Origin of the sequence: Mesorhizobium sp. CA16 (assembly GCF_020165175.1) — a bacterium.
Lineage (GTDB): Bacteria > Pseudomonadota > Alphaproteobacteria > Rhizobiales > Rhizobiaceae > Mesorhizobium.
This window is the reverse complement of record NZ_JAIUHP010000010.1, coordinates 103,812-119,503: the sequence shown is the minus strand read 5'-3', so window position 1 is coordinate 119,503 and position 15,692 is coordinate 103,812. Positions and strand designations below refer to the sequence as shown.

15 protein-coding genes are annotated in these 15,692 nt (G+C 63.9%); all 15 read left to right on the top strand.

Going from position 1 to position 15,692, the window contains the following annotated elements; genetic code table 11:
* Positions 1-43 precede the first annotated feature (43 nt).
* On the top strand, positions 44-1,468 hold the full coding sequence (puuE, locus tag LB525_RS15945; RefSeq protein WP_224545321.1) for an allantoinase PuuE: 1,425 nt from the start codon (positions 44-46) through the stop codon (positions 1,466-1,468).
* Between the two features lie 98 nt (positions 1,469-1,566).
* Complete coding sequence (locus LB525_RS15940) at positions 1,567-2,427, top strand: bifunctional allantoicase/(S)-ureidoglycine aminohydrolase (protein WP_224545320.1); 861 nt, start codon at positions 1,567-1,569, stop codon at positions 2,425-2,427.
* Positions 2,424-2,915 (top strand): ureidoglycolate lyase, encoded by a 492-nt coding sequence (locus LB525_RS15935; RefSeq protein ID WP_224545319.1) that lies wholly within the window; start codon positions 2,424-2,426, stop codon positions 2,913-2,915. The genes LB525_RS15940 and LB525_RS15935 overlap by 4 nt, the downstream gene beginning before the upstream one ends.
* Before the next feature lie 15 nt (positions 2,916-2,930).
* On the top strand, positions 2,931-3,524 hold the full coding sequence (locus LB525_RS15930; RefSeq protein WP_224545318.1) for a nucleoside deaminase: 594 nt from the start codon (positions 2,931-2,933) through the stop codon (positions 3,522-3,524).
* Positions 3,525-3,574: 50 nt separating this feature from the next.
* Complete coding sequence (locus LB525_RS15925) at positions 3,575-3,880, top strand: type II toxin-antitoxin system MqsR family toxin (RefSeq protein WP_095769411.1); 306 nt, start codon at positions 3,575-3,577, stop codon at positions 3,878-3,880.
* Positions 3,881-3,882: 2 nt separating this feature from the next.
* Positions 3,883-4,296: a type II toxin-antitoxin system MqsA family antitoxin gene (locus LB525_RS15920; RefSeq protein WP_224545317.1), complete on the top strand. Its 414-nt coding sequence runs from the start codon at positions 3,883-3,885 to the stop codon at positions 4,294-4,296.
* 79 nt (positions 4,297-4,375) lie between these two features.
* Complete coding sequence (locus LB525_RS15915; RefSeq protein WP_224545316.1) at positions 4,376-6,361, top strand: CocE/NonD family hydrolase; 1,986 nt, start codon at positions 4,376-4,378, stop codon at positions 6,359-6,361.
* A 148-nt stretch (positions 6,362-6,509) separates the two neighbouring features.
* Positions 6,510-8,096, top strand: coding sequence for an ABC transporter substrate-binding protein (locus LB525_RS15910; RefSeq protein WP_095769414.1), 1,587 nt, complete (start codon positions 6,510-6,512; stop codon positions 8,094-8,096).
* A gap of 16 nt (positions 8,097-8,112) precedes the next feature.
* Entirely contained in the window at positions 8,113-9,072 is a 960-nt protein-coding gene (locus tag LB525_RS15905) for an ABC transporter permease (protein WP_224532595.1), read from the top strand.
* A gap of 12 nt (positions 9,073-9,084) precedes the next feature.
* Positions 9,085-9,909, top strand: coding sequence for an ABC transporter permease (locus LB525_RS15900; protein ID WP_095769416.1), 825 nt, complete (start codon positions 9,085-9,087; stop codon positions 9,907-9,909).
* The gene (locus LB525_RS15895; protein WP_224532593.1) at positions 9,909-11,564 is read left to right on the top strand and encodes an ABC transporter ATP-binding protein; all 1,656 of its coding nucleotides are present in this window, start codon (positions 9,909-9,911) and stop codon (positions 11,562-11,564) included. The genes LB525_RS15900 and LB525_RS15895 overlap by 1 nt, the downstream gene beginning before the upstream one ends.
* Before the next feature lie 218 nt (positions 11,565-11,782).
* Positions 11,783-12,622 (top strand): alkaline phosphatase family protein, encoded by an 840-nt coding sequence (locus tag LB525_RS15890; protein ID WP_224545315.1) that lies wholly within the window; start codon positions 11,783-11,785, stop codon positions 12,620-12,622.
* 280 nt (positions 12,623-12,902) lie between these two features.
* Positions 12,903-13,469, top strand: coding sequence for a sigma-70 family RNA polymerase sigma factor (locus LB525_RS15885; protein ID WP_095770209.1), 567 nt, complete (start codon positions 12,903-12,905; stop codon positions 13,467-13,469).
* A complete protein-coding gene (locus tag LB525_RS15880) occupies positions 13,466-14,131 on the top strand; it encodes an anti-sigma factor (protein ID WP_224545314.1) in 666 nt (221 codons plus the stop codon). Before LB525_RS15885 ends, LB525_RS15880 begins: the two co-directional genes overlap by 4 nt.
* Positions 14,121-15,575, top strand: coding sequence for a S8 family serine peptidase (locus tag LB525_RS15875; RefSeq protein WP_224545313.1), 1,455 nt, complete (start codon positions 14,121-14,123; stop codon positions 15,573-15,575). Before LB525_RS15880 ends, LB525_RS15875 begins: the two co-directional genes overlap by 11 nt.
* Positions 15,576-15,692 lie beyond the last annotated feature (117 nt).

Sequence of the window (15,692 nt, the reverse complement as noted above, 5' to 3'; positions counted from 1 at the left end):
CTCCTTTCGATATCTTCATCTCGACCATCGGGCAGGAGCGGCAATGCGTTACGATCGGGACATGCGCGGTTACGGGGCAAATCCGCCGAATCCGAAATGGCCCGGCGGCGCGCATGTCGCGGTGCAGTTCGTCGTCAACTATGAAGAGGGCGGCGAGAACTGCGTGCTGCATGGCGACAAGGCTTCCGAAGCCTTCCTGTCGGAGATCGTCGGCGCGGCGCCCTGGGTTGGCCAACGCCACTGGAACATGGAATCGATCTATGAATACGGCGCGCGGGCCGGCTTCTGGCGGCTCCACCGGCTGTTCACCGAAGCGCAAGTGCCGGTGACCTGCTACGGCGTCGCCACGGCGCTGGCGCGCTCGCCCGACCAGGTCGCGGCGATGCAGGAGGCCGGCTGGGAAATCGCCTCGCACGGGCTGAAATGGATCGACTACCGCGACCACTCGGCCGAGGATGAGCGGCGCGATCTCGAAGAGACGATCAAGCTGCATTACGAGGTGACCGGCGCGCGGCCGACCGGCTGGTACACCGGCCGCACTTCGGTCAACACGGTACGGCTCGTCGCCGAGGAAGGCGGCTTCGACTACGTCTCCGATACTTATGACGACGAGCTGCCCTACTGGTTCGACCGCGACGGGCTGGAGAAGCCGCAGCTCATCATCCCCTACACGCTCGACGCCAACGACATGCGCTTCGCGACGCCGCAGGGCTTCAACTCCGGCGACCAGTTCTTCGCCTATCTGAAGGACAGTTTCGATACGCTCTATGCCGAGGGCAAGGCGGGCAGGCCGCGCATGATGAATATCGGCCTGCATTGCCGGCTGGTCGGCCGTCCCGGACGGGTCGCGGCGCTGAAGCGCTTTGTCGACTATGTGAAATCGCATGACAAGGTGTGGCTGACACGGCGCATCGACATCGCCAAACACTGGCGCGAGACGCACCCCTACGAGGCACCGGCGCTGCGGCCGTCGCGGATGGGGTTCGAGGAATTCGTGCATGCCTTCGGCGGCTTGTTCGAGCATTCGCCCTGGATCGCCGAGCGCGCCTACGAACTGGAACTCGGGCCCGCGCATGACAGCGCGGGCGGCCTGCACAATGCGCTCTGCCGCGTCTTCCGCGCCGCAACGGAAGCCGAACGGCTTTCCGTCCTCAACGCTCACCCGGACCTCGCCGGCAAGCTGGCGGCGGCCAAGCGGCTGACGCCGGAATCGGCCAAGGAACAGGCCTCCGCCGGGCTGGACGCGTTGACCGACAAGGAGCGCGAGCTGTTTTCGAAACTCAACGCCGCCTATGTCACCACCTTCGGCTTCCCTTTCATCATCGCGGTCAAGGGCAAGACCAAGGACGAAATCCTGGCGGAGTTCGAGGCGCGGATCGGCAACAGCCGCGGCACCGAGCTCGAAACCGCCTGCAAACAGGTCGAACGCATCGCGCTGCTTCGCCTGAAAGACATGCTCCCACTCTAATGTTTGTTTTTCACGCAATTCCGTATGGAAGGCCACGGCGAAGCCGCCGACCTAACCGCTTCATACTTTTCCTGGAATTGCTCTGAGGGCCAGGACCGATGGATATGATCAAGACTGCCGAGCGAACCTATTACGCCCCGCATGGCGGCCATCCCGGCCAGAACGAGCTTCTGACCGGCCGCGCCGTCTTCACCGAGGCCTATGCGGTCATCCCCAGGGGCGTGATGCAGGACATCGTCACCAGCCCACTGCCGTTCTGGGACGAGACGCGGGCCTGGATCATCGCAAGGCCGCTCTCGGGCTTCGCCGAGACGTTCTCGCAATATATCGTCGAAGTCCTGCCGGGCGGCGGCAGCGACCGGCCCGAACTCGACGCCGGCGCCGAGGGTGTGCTGTTCGTCGTCGAGGGCGAGCTCACCGTTTCGCTTGCCGGCAAGAAACATGTGCTTGCCTCCGGCGGCTTTGCCTTCCTGCCGCCGTCGAGCGGCTGGACGGTGCGCAACGAGAGCGGCAGCGCCGTTCGCTTCCACTGGATTCGCAAGGCCTATGAGGCGGTCGAAGGCCTCGACGCGCCGGAAGCCTTCTTCTCGAGCGACCAGGACGTGGCGCCGAGCCCGATGCCGGGCACGGAAGGGCGCTGGGCAACGACCCGCTTTGTCGACCCGGCCGACATGCGCCACGACATGCACGTCACCATCGTGACGCTGAAGCCGGGCGCGGTCATCCCCTTCGCCGAAACCCACGTCATGGAGCACGGGCTCTACGTGCTGGAAGGCAAGGCGGTCTACCGCCTCAACCAGGACTGGGTCGAGGTCGAAGCGGGCGATTTCATGTGGCTGCGCGCCTTCTGTCCGCAGGCCTGCTATGCCGGCGGCCCCGGCAATTTCCGCTACCTGCTCTACAAGGACGTCAACCGGCACGCCAGGCTTGGTGGCTATCTTGGGGGCAAGGCGCGGTGAGCCGCATCGTCGCCCGACCGCTGACCCGCGAGACCTTCGCGCCCTTCGGCGACGTCATCGACATGGGCGGCGATAACCGCTACCCGATCAATGCTGGCAAGGCGATGCGCTATCACGACCTCGCCACCGCGGAAGCCGCAGGCCCGAACGCGCGCGTGCTGATCTCGATGGTGCGCGGCACGCCCTATGAGATGCCGCTGAAGCTCACCATGGTCGAGCGCCATCCGCTCGGCAGCCAGGCCTTCATCCCGCTGTCGCCGCGGCCGTTCCTGGTGGTCGTCTGCCATGACACCGAAGACGGCCCGGGTGAGCCGCATGCCTTTCTCGTCGGCCCCGGACAAGGCATCAACTACCGCCGGAACCTCTGGCACGGCGTGCTGACGCCGATCGGCGAGGAACAGGATTTCCTCATCGTCGACCGCGGCGGCGACGGCCCCAATCTCGAAGAGTTCCATTTCTCGCATCCTTACGAGATCCACCTTCCCTGAAAGCTCGCGATCCCCATGACCGACATTTCGCTGATCGACCGCCTGCTCGATGTGATCGAGCACGACATCGTGCCGAAGACGGCGCAAGGCGTCGCCCATGGCAACAAGCTGTTCGGCGCCGCGATCCTGCGGAAAGACAACCGCTCGCTGGTGCTGGCCGAGACCAACAACGAGATGGAAAATCCGCTCTGGCATGGCGAGGTGCACTGCCTGAAGCGCTTCTACGAGATGCCCAAGGCCGAGCGCGTCGACACCAACGATGCGCTGTTCGTCGCCACGCACGAGCCCTGCTCGCTCTGCCTGTCGGCGATCACCTGGACCGGTTTCGACAATTTCTACTATCTCTTCAGCCATGAGGATTCGCGCGACAGTTTTGCCATCCCGCATGATCTCAGGATTCTGAAGGAGGTCTTCACCCTTGACCCCGGCGGCTACAACGCCGAGAACGCCTATTGGAAGAGTTTTTCCATACGCAGGCTGGTCAGGGCTTTGCCCGACGCTGAGCGCAAGCGGCTGGAGGCTCGGATCGGCAGGATTTCGGCGCGCTATGACGAGCTGTCGGAGGCCTATCAGGCAAGCAAGGCCGACAACGACATTCCGCTGAACTGACGCGGCTTTCCCGATCTTGAATTGCCACCTTTATGGTGGCATATTGGGTTATGGAGAAACGCAGGCCCACTTACGATCTTGGTGCGATCAAGACGACGTTTGGGTCTGCCGACACGCTGGCGATCACGATATCAGCGCTGCGCGATGCCATTGGTCTCGGCTTCGATCGCACGAGTGTCGTCGAGGTGATTGGCACCATGACACCAAAGATGTTCGTAAAATCGATGACGACGTTCGCGGATCATCGGGTCTGGCAAGATGTTTACCATGTCCCAGCGCGCGATCTGATCCTCTATGTGAAATTTCAGGCGGATGTCGTGACTGAATTCACGGTTGTGGCATTCAAGGAGAAATAGCCATGGCAAGAAAAGAGAGGCTTGAAACGATGACCTCCCCGGAAACGGGAGAGACGCTGACGCGCGGGGTTCGTCCATTCGCCGTGACCTACAAGGGCGAGAGCATGACGGTCGACCTGCCCGGCTATTATCCAGCTTCGGATGGCGAGAGCGTGCATGTCGGGGACGACATGGCTGCCGTCGATGCCGCTCTGCGCATTCTCAAGGAAAAGATCGACGGCGTGCCGGCGCCAGAAACTATCCGGCGCATGCGCGCAAAGCTAAAGCTGTCGCAGCGCGAGGCGGGTTCCCTGTTCAAGGTCGGAGAGAATGCTTTTGACAAATATGAAAGAGGCCTCATCGAGCCGAGTGGGCCGACCATTCAGTTGATGACGCTGCTCGAGAAACATCCCGAATTGCTCGACGAATTGCGCTAACGACCCAGGTCGCATTTTTTGATGCTCCAGTCGCGAATGGCGATTGAAAGTCGGCGCACCGCGTAGCGTTATGCGCCCCATGAAAACCGTCACCGATTTCTCCCGCAAAGTCGTCGAATTTCCCGATATGGGCATCGTCATGCCGGATGGCTGCCGGCTGTCGGCGCGCGTCTGGATGCCGGAGGACGCGGCCGCCAATCCGGTGCCGGCGATCCTCGAGCACCTGCCCTACCGCAAGCGCGACGGCACCATCTTCCGCGATCAGCTGACCCATCCCTATTTCGCCGGCCACGGCTACGCCTCGATCCGCGTCGACATGCGCGGCAATGGCGATTCCGAAGGGCTGATGGACGACGAATATTCCGAGCAGGAATTGCAGGATGCCTGCGACGTCATCGCCTGGGCGGCGGCGCAGCCCTGGTGCAACGGCAATGTCGGCATGATGGGCATTTCCTGGGGCGGCTTCAACTGCCTGCAGGTGGCGGCGAAGCAGCCGCCGGCGCTGAAGGCGGTGATCAGCCTGTGCTCGACGGTCGACCGCTATGCCGACGACATCCATTACAAAGGCGGCTGCCTGCTCCTGGAAAATTTCGGCTGGGCCTCAACGATGCTGTCCTATTCGTCGCGGCCTCCGGATCCGGCGATTGCCGGCGGCAACCGCTGGCGGGATTTGTGGCTTAGCCGGCTGGAAAACCAGCCTTTCCTTCTGCCGCTCTGGCTCAGCCACCAGCATCGCGACGCCTATTGGAAACGCGGCTCGATCTGCGAGGATTTTTCGGCTGTTCAGGCGGCCGTGCTGTCGATCGGTGGCTGGCATGACGGCTACCGCAACACGATCTCCAATCTCGTCACCAACATCGAGTCGCCGGTCAAAGGTATCGTCGGTCCCTGGATCCACAAATATCCGCATTACGCCGGGCCCAAGCCGGCGATCGGCTTCCTGCAGGAAGCGCTCCGCTGGTGGGACCGCTGGCTGAAGGGCGCTGAAACCGGCGTCGAGGCCGATCCGGCCTACCGCGCCTATGTGATGGACAGCGTGCGCCCGGCGCGCTGGCATCCCGAGCGGCCGGGCCGCTGGGTGGCCGAGCAGACCTGGCCGTCGGCCAACATCAAGCTTGAGACGATCGAGCTCATCCCCGACGGCGCCAAGCCCGCGATCGTCGCGTCGCCGCAGACCTGTGGACTTGCCGGCGGCGAATATTTTCCCTTCACCTTCGGGCCGGAACTGCCGGGCGACCAACGCCTCGACGACGCGCTGTCGGTTTGTTTCGATCAACCCGAGCTCGGCGAGGCGATCGACATAGTCGGGGCGCCGGAGCTCGATCTCCAGCTTGCCTCCGACCGGCCGCACGCCAACATCGCGGTGCGGCTCTGCGACGTGCATCCGGACGGCGCTTCGGAGCTGATCTCCTATGGCGTGCTCAATCTCACGCACCGCAACTCGCATGAATTCCCCGAACCGTTGGTTCCCGGGCAGACGGTTTCGGCGCGCGTCGTGCTCGACCAATGCGCCTATCGTGTGCCGGCCGGCCACAAATTGCGCATCGCCGTTTCGACCGCCTATTGGCCGATGATCTGGCCCTCGCCGGAACCCGTACGGCTTGATCTCTCGACGGCGACGCTGAAGCTGCCGCGGCGTCCGCTGGCAAGAGGGGATGAGGTTTCATTCCCTGAGCCGGAAGGCGCGACGCCGTGGGCGACCGAGACGATCCGGCCGGCGAGTTCCGAACGCCATGTCGACCGCGACGAGAAGACCGGTCTGGTCACACTCTCCATAACCGACGATTTCGGCGAGGTGCGCGACCTCGATCACGGACTGGCCAATGGCAGCATCGTGCGCGAGACATGGACGATCCATCCCGACGACCCGCTGTCGGCCACCGGAGCCACGCATTGGACGCAGACCTTGTCGCGCAATGAATGGTCGGTGCGGACCGAGACTTTTGCCGAGATGCGATCGGACGCCGCAAACTTCATCGTCAGCGCCAGAATCGAAGCCTATGAGGGCGAAAAGCTGATCTTCGAACGCGACTTCGAGCAGGCGATTCCCCGCTCGCGGGTTTGAGTCGGAACAAGATTGGTCCAAATGCGACGTGCGATTTACGCCACCGTATGTCGCATTCGGTCTTGCCTGCCGCTTTCCCTTACGGTCATTATCTCCTCCAATAGCAAGAAACGACCATAAGGTCGGATACCCAGAGTGAGGAACCATAATGTCCAACGAACTCGACTATCTCAGCCGGCGAGTCGCGGCCGGAAAACTTAGCCGTCGCGATTTTCTCGGTCGCGCCGCGGCGCTCGGCGTCACCGCTACCTTCGCCAACTCGCTGCTCTCCAGCGCCGTGCGCGCTGCCGGCCCGGTCAAGGGCGGCACGCTGAAGGCCGGCCTGGTCGGCGGAGAATCCACCAACAGCCTCGATCCGGCCCTGTTCATGACCCAGGTGCCCTTCGCCTTCGGCAAAATGTGGGGCGAATTGATCGTGGAGCTCTCGCCCGACGGCAAGCTGGAGAACCGCATCGCCGAGGAGATCGGCTCTTCGGACGACGCCAAGGTCTGGACGCTGAAAATCCGCGACGGCATCGAATTCCACAACGGCAAGACGGTTACCGCAGAAGACGTCGCGGCCACGCTCGAGCGTCATTCGGACGAGAAGTCCAAGTCCGGCGCGCTGGGCTACATGAAGGGCATCGACACCATCAAGGTCAACGGCAAGGAAGTGGTGCTGACGCTGAAGGAGCCCAACGCCGACCTCCCCTACCTCCTCAGCGACTATCACCTGATCGTGCAGCCGAACGGCGGCAAGGACAAGGCCGATGCGGGCATCGGCGCCGGTCCGTACAAGGTCAAGGTCAATGAGCCCGGCGTGCGCCATGGCGGCGAACGCTTCGCCAATTACTGGCAGGGCGACAAGATGGGCCACGCCGACCAGATCGAAATCATCGTCATCAACGATGCGACAGCGCGCACGGCGGCCCTGCAGGGCGGCCAGGTCAACATGATCAACCGCGTCGAGCCGAAGATCGTCGATCTGATCAAGCGCGTGCCTGGCGTCACCATCCGCAACCACTCCGGTCCGGGCCACTACGTGTTCATCATGCATTGCAACACGGCGCCGTTCGACAACAATGATCTCAGGATGGCGTTGAAGCTGGCGATCGACCGCGAGGAGATGTTGAAAAAAGTGCTGCGCGGCTACGGCTCGCTCGGCAACGATTTCCCGATTAACGCCTCCTACCCGCTATTCACCGAGATCGAGCAGCGCAAGTACGATCCGGACAAGGCCAAATTCCACTACAAGAAGTCCGGCCATGACGGCCCTGTGCTGCTTAGGACCTCGGACGTCGCCTTCCCGGGCGCTGTCGATGCATCCCAGCTTTTCCAGCAGAGCGCCGCCAAGGCCGGCATCAAGATCGAGCTCAAGCGCGAGCCCGGCGACGGCTATTGGAACGAAGTCTGGAACAAGCAGCCCTTCTGCGCCTCCTATTGGGGCGGTCGCTCGACCCAGGACCAGATGTACTCGACCGCCTATCTGTCGACCGCCGACTGGAACGACACGCGTTTCAAGCGCCCGGACTTCGACAAGATGGTGCTGGCCGCGCGCGCCGAACTCGACGAGGCCAAGCGCAAGGCGATCTACCACGACATGGCCGTCATGGTGCGCGACGAAGGCGGCCTGATTCTGCCGATGTTCAATCAGTTCATCGACGCAACAGGCCCCAAGGTGGCTGGCTGGGTGGAGGATCCGCATCAGGAGCTTTGCAACGGCTACGCGCTGGCGAAGTGCTGGCTCGAAGCCTGAGCACGGCCTTGCGGAGATGTCCTCACCCATCGTGAAACTGGTGGCCCAGCGCATTGCGCTGGGCATCCTCCTTCTGCTGGCCGTTTCGGTCCTGATCTTCGCCGGCACGCAGATTCTGCCCGGCGACGTCGCGCAAGCCATCCTTGGACAATCGGCGACCCCGGAGTCGCTGGCCAATCTGCGCGAGCAGCTCGGGCTCAACCAGCCTGCCTATATCCGTTACTTCCACTGGCTGGGCGGCGTGCTGACCGGCGATCTCGGCACCGCCATGTCGAGCGGCCAGGACATCGCGACTTCGATCAAGGAACGGCTGTGGAATACGCTGTTCCTGGCCTTCTGGGCGGCCATCGTGGCTATCCCGCTGGCGATCACGCTTGGGTTGATCGCGGTGCGCTACCGCAATGGCTGGGTCGACAAGCTGATCTCCGGCGTGGCGCTTGCCTCGACCTCCTTCCCGGAGTTCTTCATCGGGTATCTGCTCGTCTTCTACTTCGCAGTCCAGCACCAGTGGTTCCCGGCCATCTCAACCGTCTATGACGGAATGTCTTTGGGTGAGCGCCTGCAGGCTATCGCGCTGCCTGCGGCGGCGCTGACTCTGGTGGTGCTCGCCCATATGATGCGCATGACGCGTGCGGCGATCCTCAACGTCATGCAGTCGGCCTATGTCGAGACGGCGGAACTCAAGGGGCTGTCGGCCGCTGCCGTTATACGCAAGCATGCCTTCCCGAACGCGATCGCGCCGATCATCAACGTCGTCATGCTCAACCTTGCCTATCTGGTGGTCGGCGTCGTCGTGGTCGAGGTGATCTTTGTCTATCCAGGCATGGGGCAATATCTGGTCGACCACGTCACGAAGCGCGACGTGCCGGTCGTGCAGGCGGTCGGCTTGATCTTCGCCGCCGTCTATATCACCCTCAACATCATCGCAGACATTGCGGCGATCGTCGCCAATCCGCGACTCAGGCATCCGAAGTAGGGGGCGGCCGATATGCTCGATATCAGACGCATCCCCCTGCCATCGCTGGCCGGCCTGGTGCTGACCGCGCTGTTCGTGCTGGCGGCAATCTTCGCGCCCTTGATCGCGCCGCACGGCAACGCCGAGATCATCGGCGACGTGTGGGAGCCGATGTCGGCCGCGCACTGGCTGGGCACCGACAATCTCGGCCGCGATCTGTTGTCGCGCATGATCTACGGCGCCCGCATCACGCTGTTCATCGCGGTGCTGGCGACGGCACTGTCCTTCTCGCTCGGCGCCATTCTCGGCTTTTCGGCGGCGGTATTCGGCGGCTGGTACGACACGATCCTGTCGCGGCTCGTCGACCTCCTCATGTCGATCCCGACGCTGATCATGGGCCTCGTCGTGCTTTCGGTGCTGCCGTCGAACCTGGTGACGCTGATCCTGGTCATGGGCATCCTAGATTCGACCCGCGTCTATCGATTGTCGCGCGCGGTCGCCGTCGACATCAACGTCATGGACTATGTCGAGGCAGCGAAGCTGCGCGGCGAAGGCAGCGGCTGGATCATCTTCCGGGAGATCCTTCCCAATGCGCTGTCGCCGCTGGTCTCGGAACTCGGGCTGCGCTTCATCTATGCCGTGCTGTTCCTGTCGACGCTGTCCTTCCTCGGCCTCGGCGTGCAGCCGCCGGATGCCGACTGGGGCGGCATGGTGAAGGAGAACAAGGACGGCATCGTGTTCGGCATTCCGGCGGCGCTCATCCCGGCGGCGGCGATCGCGGCACTTGCGATCTCGGTCAATCTCGTCGCCGACTGGGTGCTCAATCGGACAACAAGCCTGAAGGGAGGACGCGGCTGATGGTTGACGGCAAAGCAAAGTCCGGTCCTCTCCTCGACATCCGCAACCTGCGCATTGAAGCGACGGTCTATCCGCCGGGTGAAGCACCGAGAACCATCACGCTTGTCCACGACGTTTCGCTGACGCTGGAGAAGGGCAAGGTGCTTGGGCTGATCGGCGAGTCCGGCGCCGGCAAGTCGACCATCGGCCTGTCGTCGATGGGCTATGGCCGCGGCGGCGTGCGCATCACCGGCGGCGAGGTCATCCTCAACGGCCGCGACATACTGAAAGGCGGCAAGGAAGGCCTGCGCAAGCTGCGCGGCCGCGAAGTCTGTTATGTCGCCCAGTCGGCGGCGGCGGCCTTCAATCCGGCGCACCGGCTGATGGACCAGGTGGTGGAGGCTACCCTCCTGCACGGCACCGCGACCCGCGCCGAAGCCGAGAAACGCGCCGTCGCCCTGTTCAGGAAGCTCAGCCTGCCCAATCCCGAAACGATCGGCCAACGCTTCCCGCACCAGGTATCGGGCGGCCAGCTGCAGCGCGTGATGACGGCGATGGCGCTGTGCTCCGAGCCGGACCTGATCGTCTTCGACGAGCCGACGACGGCCCTCGACGTGACGACGCAGATCGACGTGCTGTCAGCGATCAAGGATGCCATCCGCGACACCCATGTCGCGGCCCTTTACATCACCCACGATCTAGCCGTCGTGGCACAGGTGTCCGACGAGATCATGGTGCTGCGTCACGGCCGGCTGGTCGAATGGGGCGGCACCCACCAGATCATCAAGGAGCCGCGCCAGGAATACACCAACGCCCTGGTCTCGGTGCATCAGATCGAACACCAGGAACAGCAGCCGGGCACGACGCCGATGCTATCGGTGAAGAACGTGACGGCCGCCTATGGCGGCGGCCACGTCAAGGTGCTGAAGAACGTTTCGGTCGACATTTTTCCAGGCCAGACGCTGGCCGTGGTCGGCGAGAGCGGTTCCGGCAAATCGACGCTGGCGCGCGCCATCACCGGTCTCTTGCCGCCCGAGAAAGGTAGCGTTGTCTTCGACGGCCGCACGCTTGCCAACAGGCTCGCCGACCGGCCGAAGGAGGACCTTCGCCAGCTGCAGATGATCTACCAGATGGCCGACGTGGCGATGAATCCGCGCCAGACGGTAGGCACCATCATCGGCCGGCCGCTGGAGTTCTATTTCGGCATGAAGGGCCGCGAGCGCGACAAGCGCGTCGCCGAGCTGCTCGACGAGATCGAGATGGGCAAGGGCTTCGTCGACCGCTATCCGGCCGAGCTTTCCGGCGGCCAGAAGCAGCGCGTCTGCATCGCCCGCTCGCTCGCCGCCAAGCCGAAGCTGATCATCTGCGACGAGGTGACCTCGGCGCTCGATCCGCTTGTCGCCCACGGCATCCTCAAGCTGCTACTCAACTTGCAGCAGATCGAGAAGGTGGCCTACCTTTTCATCACCCACGATCTGGCGACGGTTAAGTCGATCGCCGATTCAATCGCTGTGATGTACCGCGGCGAGGTGGTGCGCTACGGATCTAAAAGCAAGGTGCTGACGCCGCCCTTCGACGCCTACACCGACCTTCTGTTGTCCTCCGTTCCCGAAATGGAGATCGGCTGGCTGGAGAAGGCCATCAAGGGCCGGCGCATGGAAAGCGCCGGCAACTGACGCAATTCCCGCACAACTGTTAAGCGGCTTCCGCACGGAGTAGCGTCGCCGCCAATGCCAAGAAGGTCGGCGGCTGGGTGAAGAATCCGAATGGCGAGATGATGGACGGCTATGCGCTCAACGAGTGCTGGCTGAACGCCTGATATCAAGCTATCCAAAGCAGCGCCGCGTGTCCGCGCGACACGCGGCGCTGCTGTTTTCGATGCATGGGAACCGCCGTGGCGCTCAAATCCAAACTGCTGCTCATCATCCTCGACGGCGTGCCCTACCGGAACTGGCGCCGGCTGATGGGCAATCTCGAAGGCTGGGCGCAGTCGGGCGAGGCGCAGGTGTGGAAGATGCGCTCGGTGCTGCCGTCGACCTCCGCCTGCTGTTACGCCTCGATCCACACCGGTATCACGCCGCAGGTGCACGGCATTCTTTCCAACGAGAACCGCTTTCGCGTCACGCAGCCGGACATTTTTTCGGAAGTGAGCAAGGCCGGCGGCAGGACGGGCGCGGTGACCCATTCCTACTGGTCGGAATTCTTCCGCTCGTATCCGTTCGACCTTATTGAGGACATGGAATTTGACGAGCCAAGCGGGCCGATCACGCATGGCCGCTTCCACACCATGACCGGCTACAATCTCAAGAATCAGATGACGCCAAGCGACGTCGACCTGTTCGCGACGCTGACTATGCTGACCAAACGCCATCGCATCGACTACGGCATCCTCCACACCTGCACGCTGGACTCGATGGGTCACCGCTTCGGCCATGACTGCCACGAGATGGACCATGCCTGCTACGCGATGGACGGAATGCTCGCCGCCTTCCTGCCGCAATGGCGCGCAGCCGGCTATGAAGTGATCGTGACGGCCGACCATGGCCAGACGGGCCGCGGCCACCATGGCGGCCATGATGACGAGATGCAGGATTTCGCGCTCTATTATTTCGGACCTGCGAAGGGGCCCGAGGCCGACACGCTGCTCGACCAGCTGCAGCTTGCGCCGACGGTGCTGAGCCGGCTCGGTGTGACGATACCGGAGACGATGAAGGCGAAGGCGTTTTTGGGGTAAGCGCGGCCTTTCCCTTCTCCCCATGTGGGAGAAGGTGGATCGGCGCGCAGCGCCGAGACGGATGAGGGGTGTTCCAGCGCAGTGAGACGTTGGCATTCCCTGGAGCACCCCTCATCCGTCGCCTTCGGCGACACCTTCTCCCACAAGGGGAGAAGGAAAAGCGTCCCTACTGGCAACCTCCCCGCTCTTCAGTTAGCCTCCAAGAAATCCTTGGCGGAGGGTGAACCTTTTTGGACCGATCAGCGACAGAGCTTCGAGGAGCCAGGCGGCTCGACCGGCCATGAATGCGGCGACGGAAACCGATCGCGCGCTTGTGGACCGGGTCGCGAAGGGCGACCGGGCCGCCGTCCGGCTCCTGTTCATGCGTCACCACGCGCGGATCTACCGCTTCGTGGCGCGCCAGACGGGATCGGAAATGATGGCCGACGATATCACGAATGAGGTTTTTCTGGAGCTGTGGAAACAGGCGCCCAGTTTCGAGGGCCGCTCTGAAGTTTCCACGTGGCTGCTCGGCATCGCCCGCTTCAAGGCGCTATCCATGCTGCGCAAGAAGAAGGAAGACTGGATCGACGACGACGATGCGGCGCAGGTTCCCGACGGCGCCGACACGCCGGAAGTCGTGACCATGAAGGAAGACAAGGCCGCCGCCTTGCGGCGCTTCGTCGATGCCCTGCCGGAAGAACACCGCACGGTGATCGACCTTGCCTATTATCATGGCCAGTCGGTGACCGAGATCGGCGAGGTGCTCGACATCCCGGTCGCGACCGTCAAGACCAGGATGTTCTACGCCCGCAAGAAACTCGGCGAAGCCCTCAAGGCCGCCGGTTACGACAGGGGTTGGCCATGAGCGCCGCTGAAAAGATGTCGCGTCGGGACGAGATGGAAACGCTGCTGCCGTTCTACCTGAACGGCTCGCTGGAAGGCGCCGAGCTGGAGGCCGTCGAGGAGTGGCTGGCCACCGATCCGGCGGCGATGAATGCGCTTGGCGAAGCGGAGGCCGAGTTCTCCGGCACCGCAGCCGCCAACGAGGCGATCCGGCCGCCCGCCGACGCGTTCTCCCGCTTCTCCAAGGCGCTGGACGCCGAGTCCGGTCCGGTGCGCACGCCCGGCCAATCCTGGCTGGCAAGAGTCTTCGGCAGGGTGACGGCAATGCCTGCCGGCGTCGCCTGGGCGGCCGCCGCGGCGCTGCTTGCGCTGGTCATCGTGCAGTCCTTCGAACAGCCGGGCGGCAAGGGCAACGACTTCGAAGTGGCCGGCGCCCAGGACGATCTGGCGAAGCTGCCTTTCGCGCTGGTCAAGTTCAAGCCGGATGCGAAGATGGCCGATATCGCCGCCTTCCTCGGCCAGAACGGGTTGAAGATCGCCGGCGGCCCGACCGCGGACGGCGTGTTCCACCTGACGATCCCGGCCAGCACGGCGGCCGATTACGACAAGCTCGTCGGTCTTATTGCCGCCCAGCCTTTCGCGGAGGCTGTGGTGCAGGGAAGGAAACCGGCCGATGGCGGCTAAGGCGGTCATTCTGCATGCGGCTCTCCTTGCGGCGGCGGCGTTTGTCGCCGCGCCTGCCTCCGCGCAGACCAACGATCCGAACCTGACGCAAAAACAGCTCGATTGCCTGGACCGCACGACGGCGGCCGGTGGCGGCTGCAACAAGGACAGCGGCCGCGCAGATGGCGGTAGGAGCAAGGACGCAGCCAAGGGCGGCGCGGTGTTCCTGCCGGCGCTGATCGTCGATCTGTTCCCGAACCCGCCGGCGCCCACGGCCCCGCAAACGCCGGCACCGTCCAACGGAACATCGTCGTCGAACGGTTCGAACAACACGCGGCTACCCGCTCCGACGCCGAGCGGGCCGGTCACGGTGCCGCAAGGCCTCAACCTCGCGGAGCCGCCGCGGGCGATCGCCGGCGAGTTCGTGCCCGACGAGGTGCTGGTGACGGTCGACGGCGGCTCCGGGGTCGTACAGCAGATCGCCAGTTCCTTCGGCCTGCAGGTGCGCTCGCAGCGCCAGTCGCGGCTGCTCGGCGCGACCCTGGTGCGCTTCGGCATCACCGACGGGCGGCCCGTCGGCGTGGTCCTGGCGCAGCTCGCAGCCGATGGGCGCACGCAGCGGCGCGAGCCGAACCATATCTATTCGCTGCAACAGGCGGCGGGCATCGTCAACTATGCCTTCGAGCGCATCGCGCTCGATGCCAAGGCGGCGAGCGGCGAGAATGTGCGGGTCGCCGTCATCGACACCGGCATTGACGACAGCAACCCGGCGCTCGCCGGCGTGATTGCCGGCCAATACGATGCCATGCCCAATGTGGCGATCGAGAAACGCGACCACGGCACCTCGGTCGACGGACTGATTGCCGGTGTCGGTCCGCTGGAAGGCATGGCGCCGGGCGCCAGGATCTATCACGCGCGCGCCTTCGAAGGCGGCAAGTCGACCATGGACGTCATCCTGTCGGCGCTCGACTGGGCGGCTAGCCAGGACGTACGCATCATCAATATGAGCTTCGTCGGGCCGAAGAACGACCTGCTCGGCACTGCCTGCCGGAATGCGCGGGGGCTGGGCATGGTGCTGGTGGCCGCCGCCGGCAACAACGGCCCGAAGGCGCCCTATGGCTATCCGGCGGCCTTCGACGGCGTGATCGCCGTGACCGCCACCGACGCCAAGGACGGGCTGATGCCGCAGGCTAATCGCGGCGCCTATGTCTTCATCTCGGCGCCGGGCGTCGAGATGGTGGCGCCGAGCGGCGACGGCTCCGACGTGGTGACCGGCACCTCCTTCGCCGCCGCGATCGTATCCGGCGCCATCGCCAATCTGATCCACGCTGCGCCCGATCGCTCTGCCGATGGCATCGAGAAGGCGCTGGCGGCGACGGCCAAGGATCTCGGGCCCAAGGGGCGCGACAATGACTTCGGCTATGGGTTGCTGGACATCAAGGCGGCGGACGCGGCGAAGGAGTGAGTTTGGGCAACCTGCGTTAGGGTCAAACTCAATCAACCGACTTGTCGTCGATGGCCGAGACCGGCAGGCAGTTGCCGGTCCATCTTGCATAGGCTTGCCGCAGCAAGGTTGCGCTAA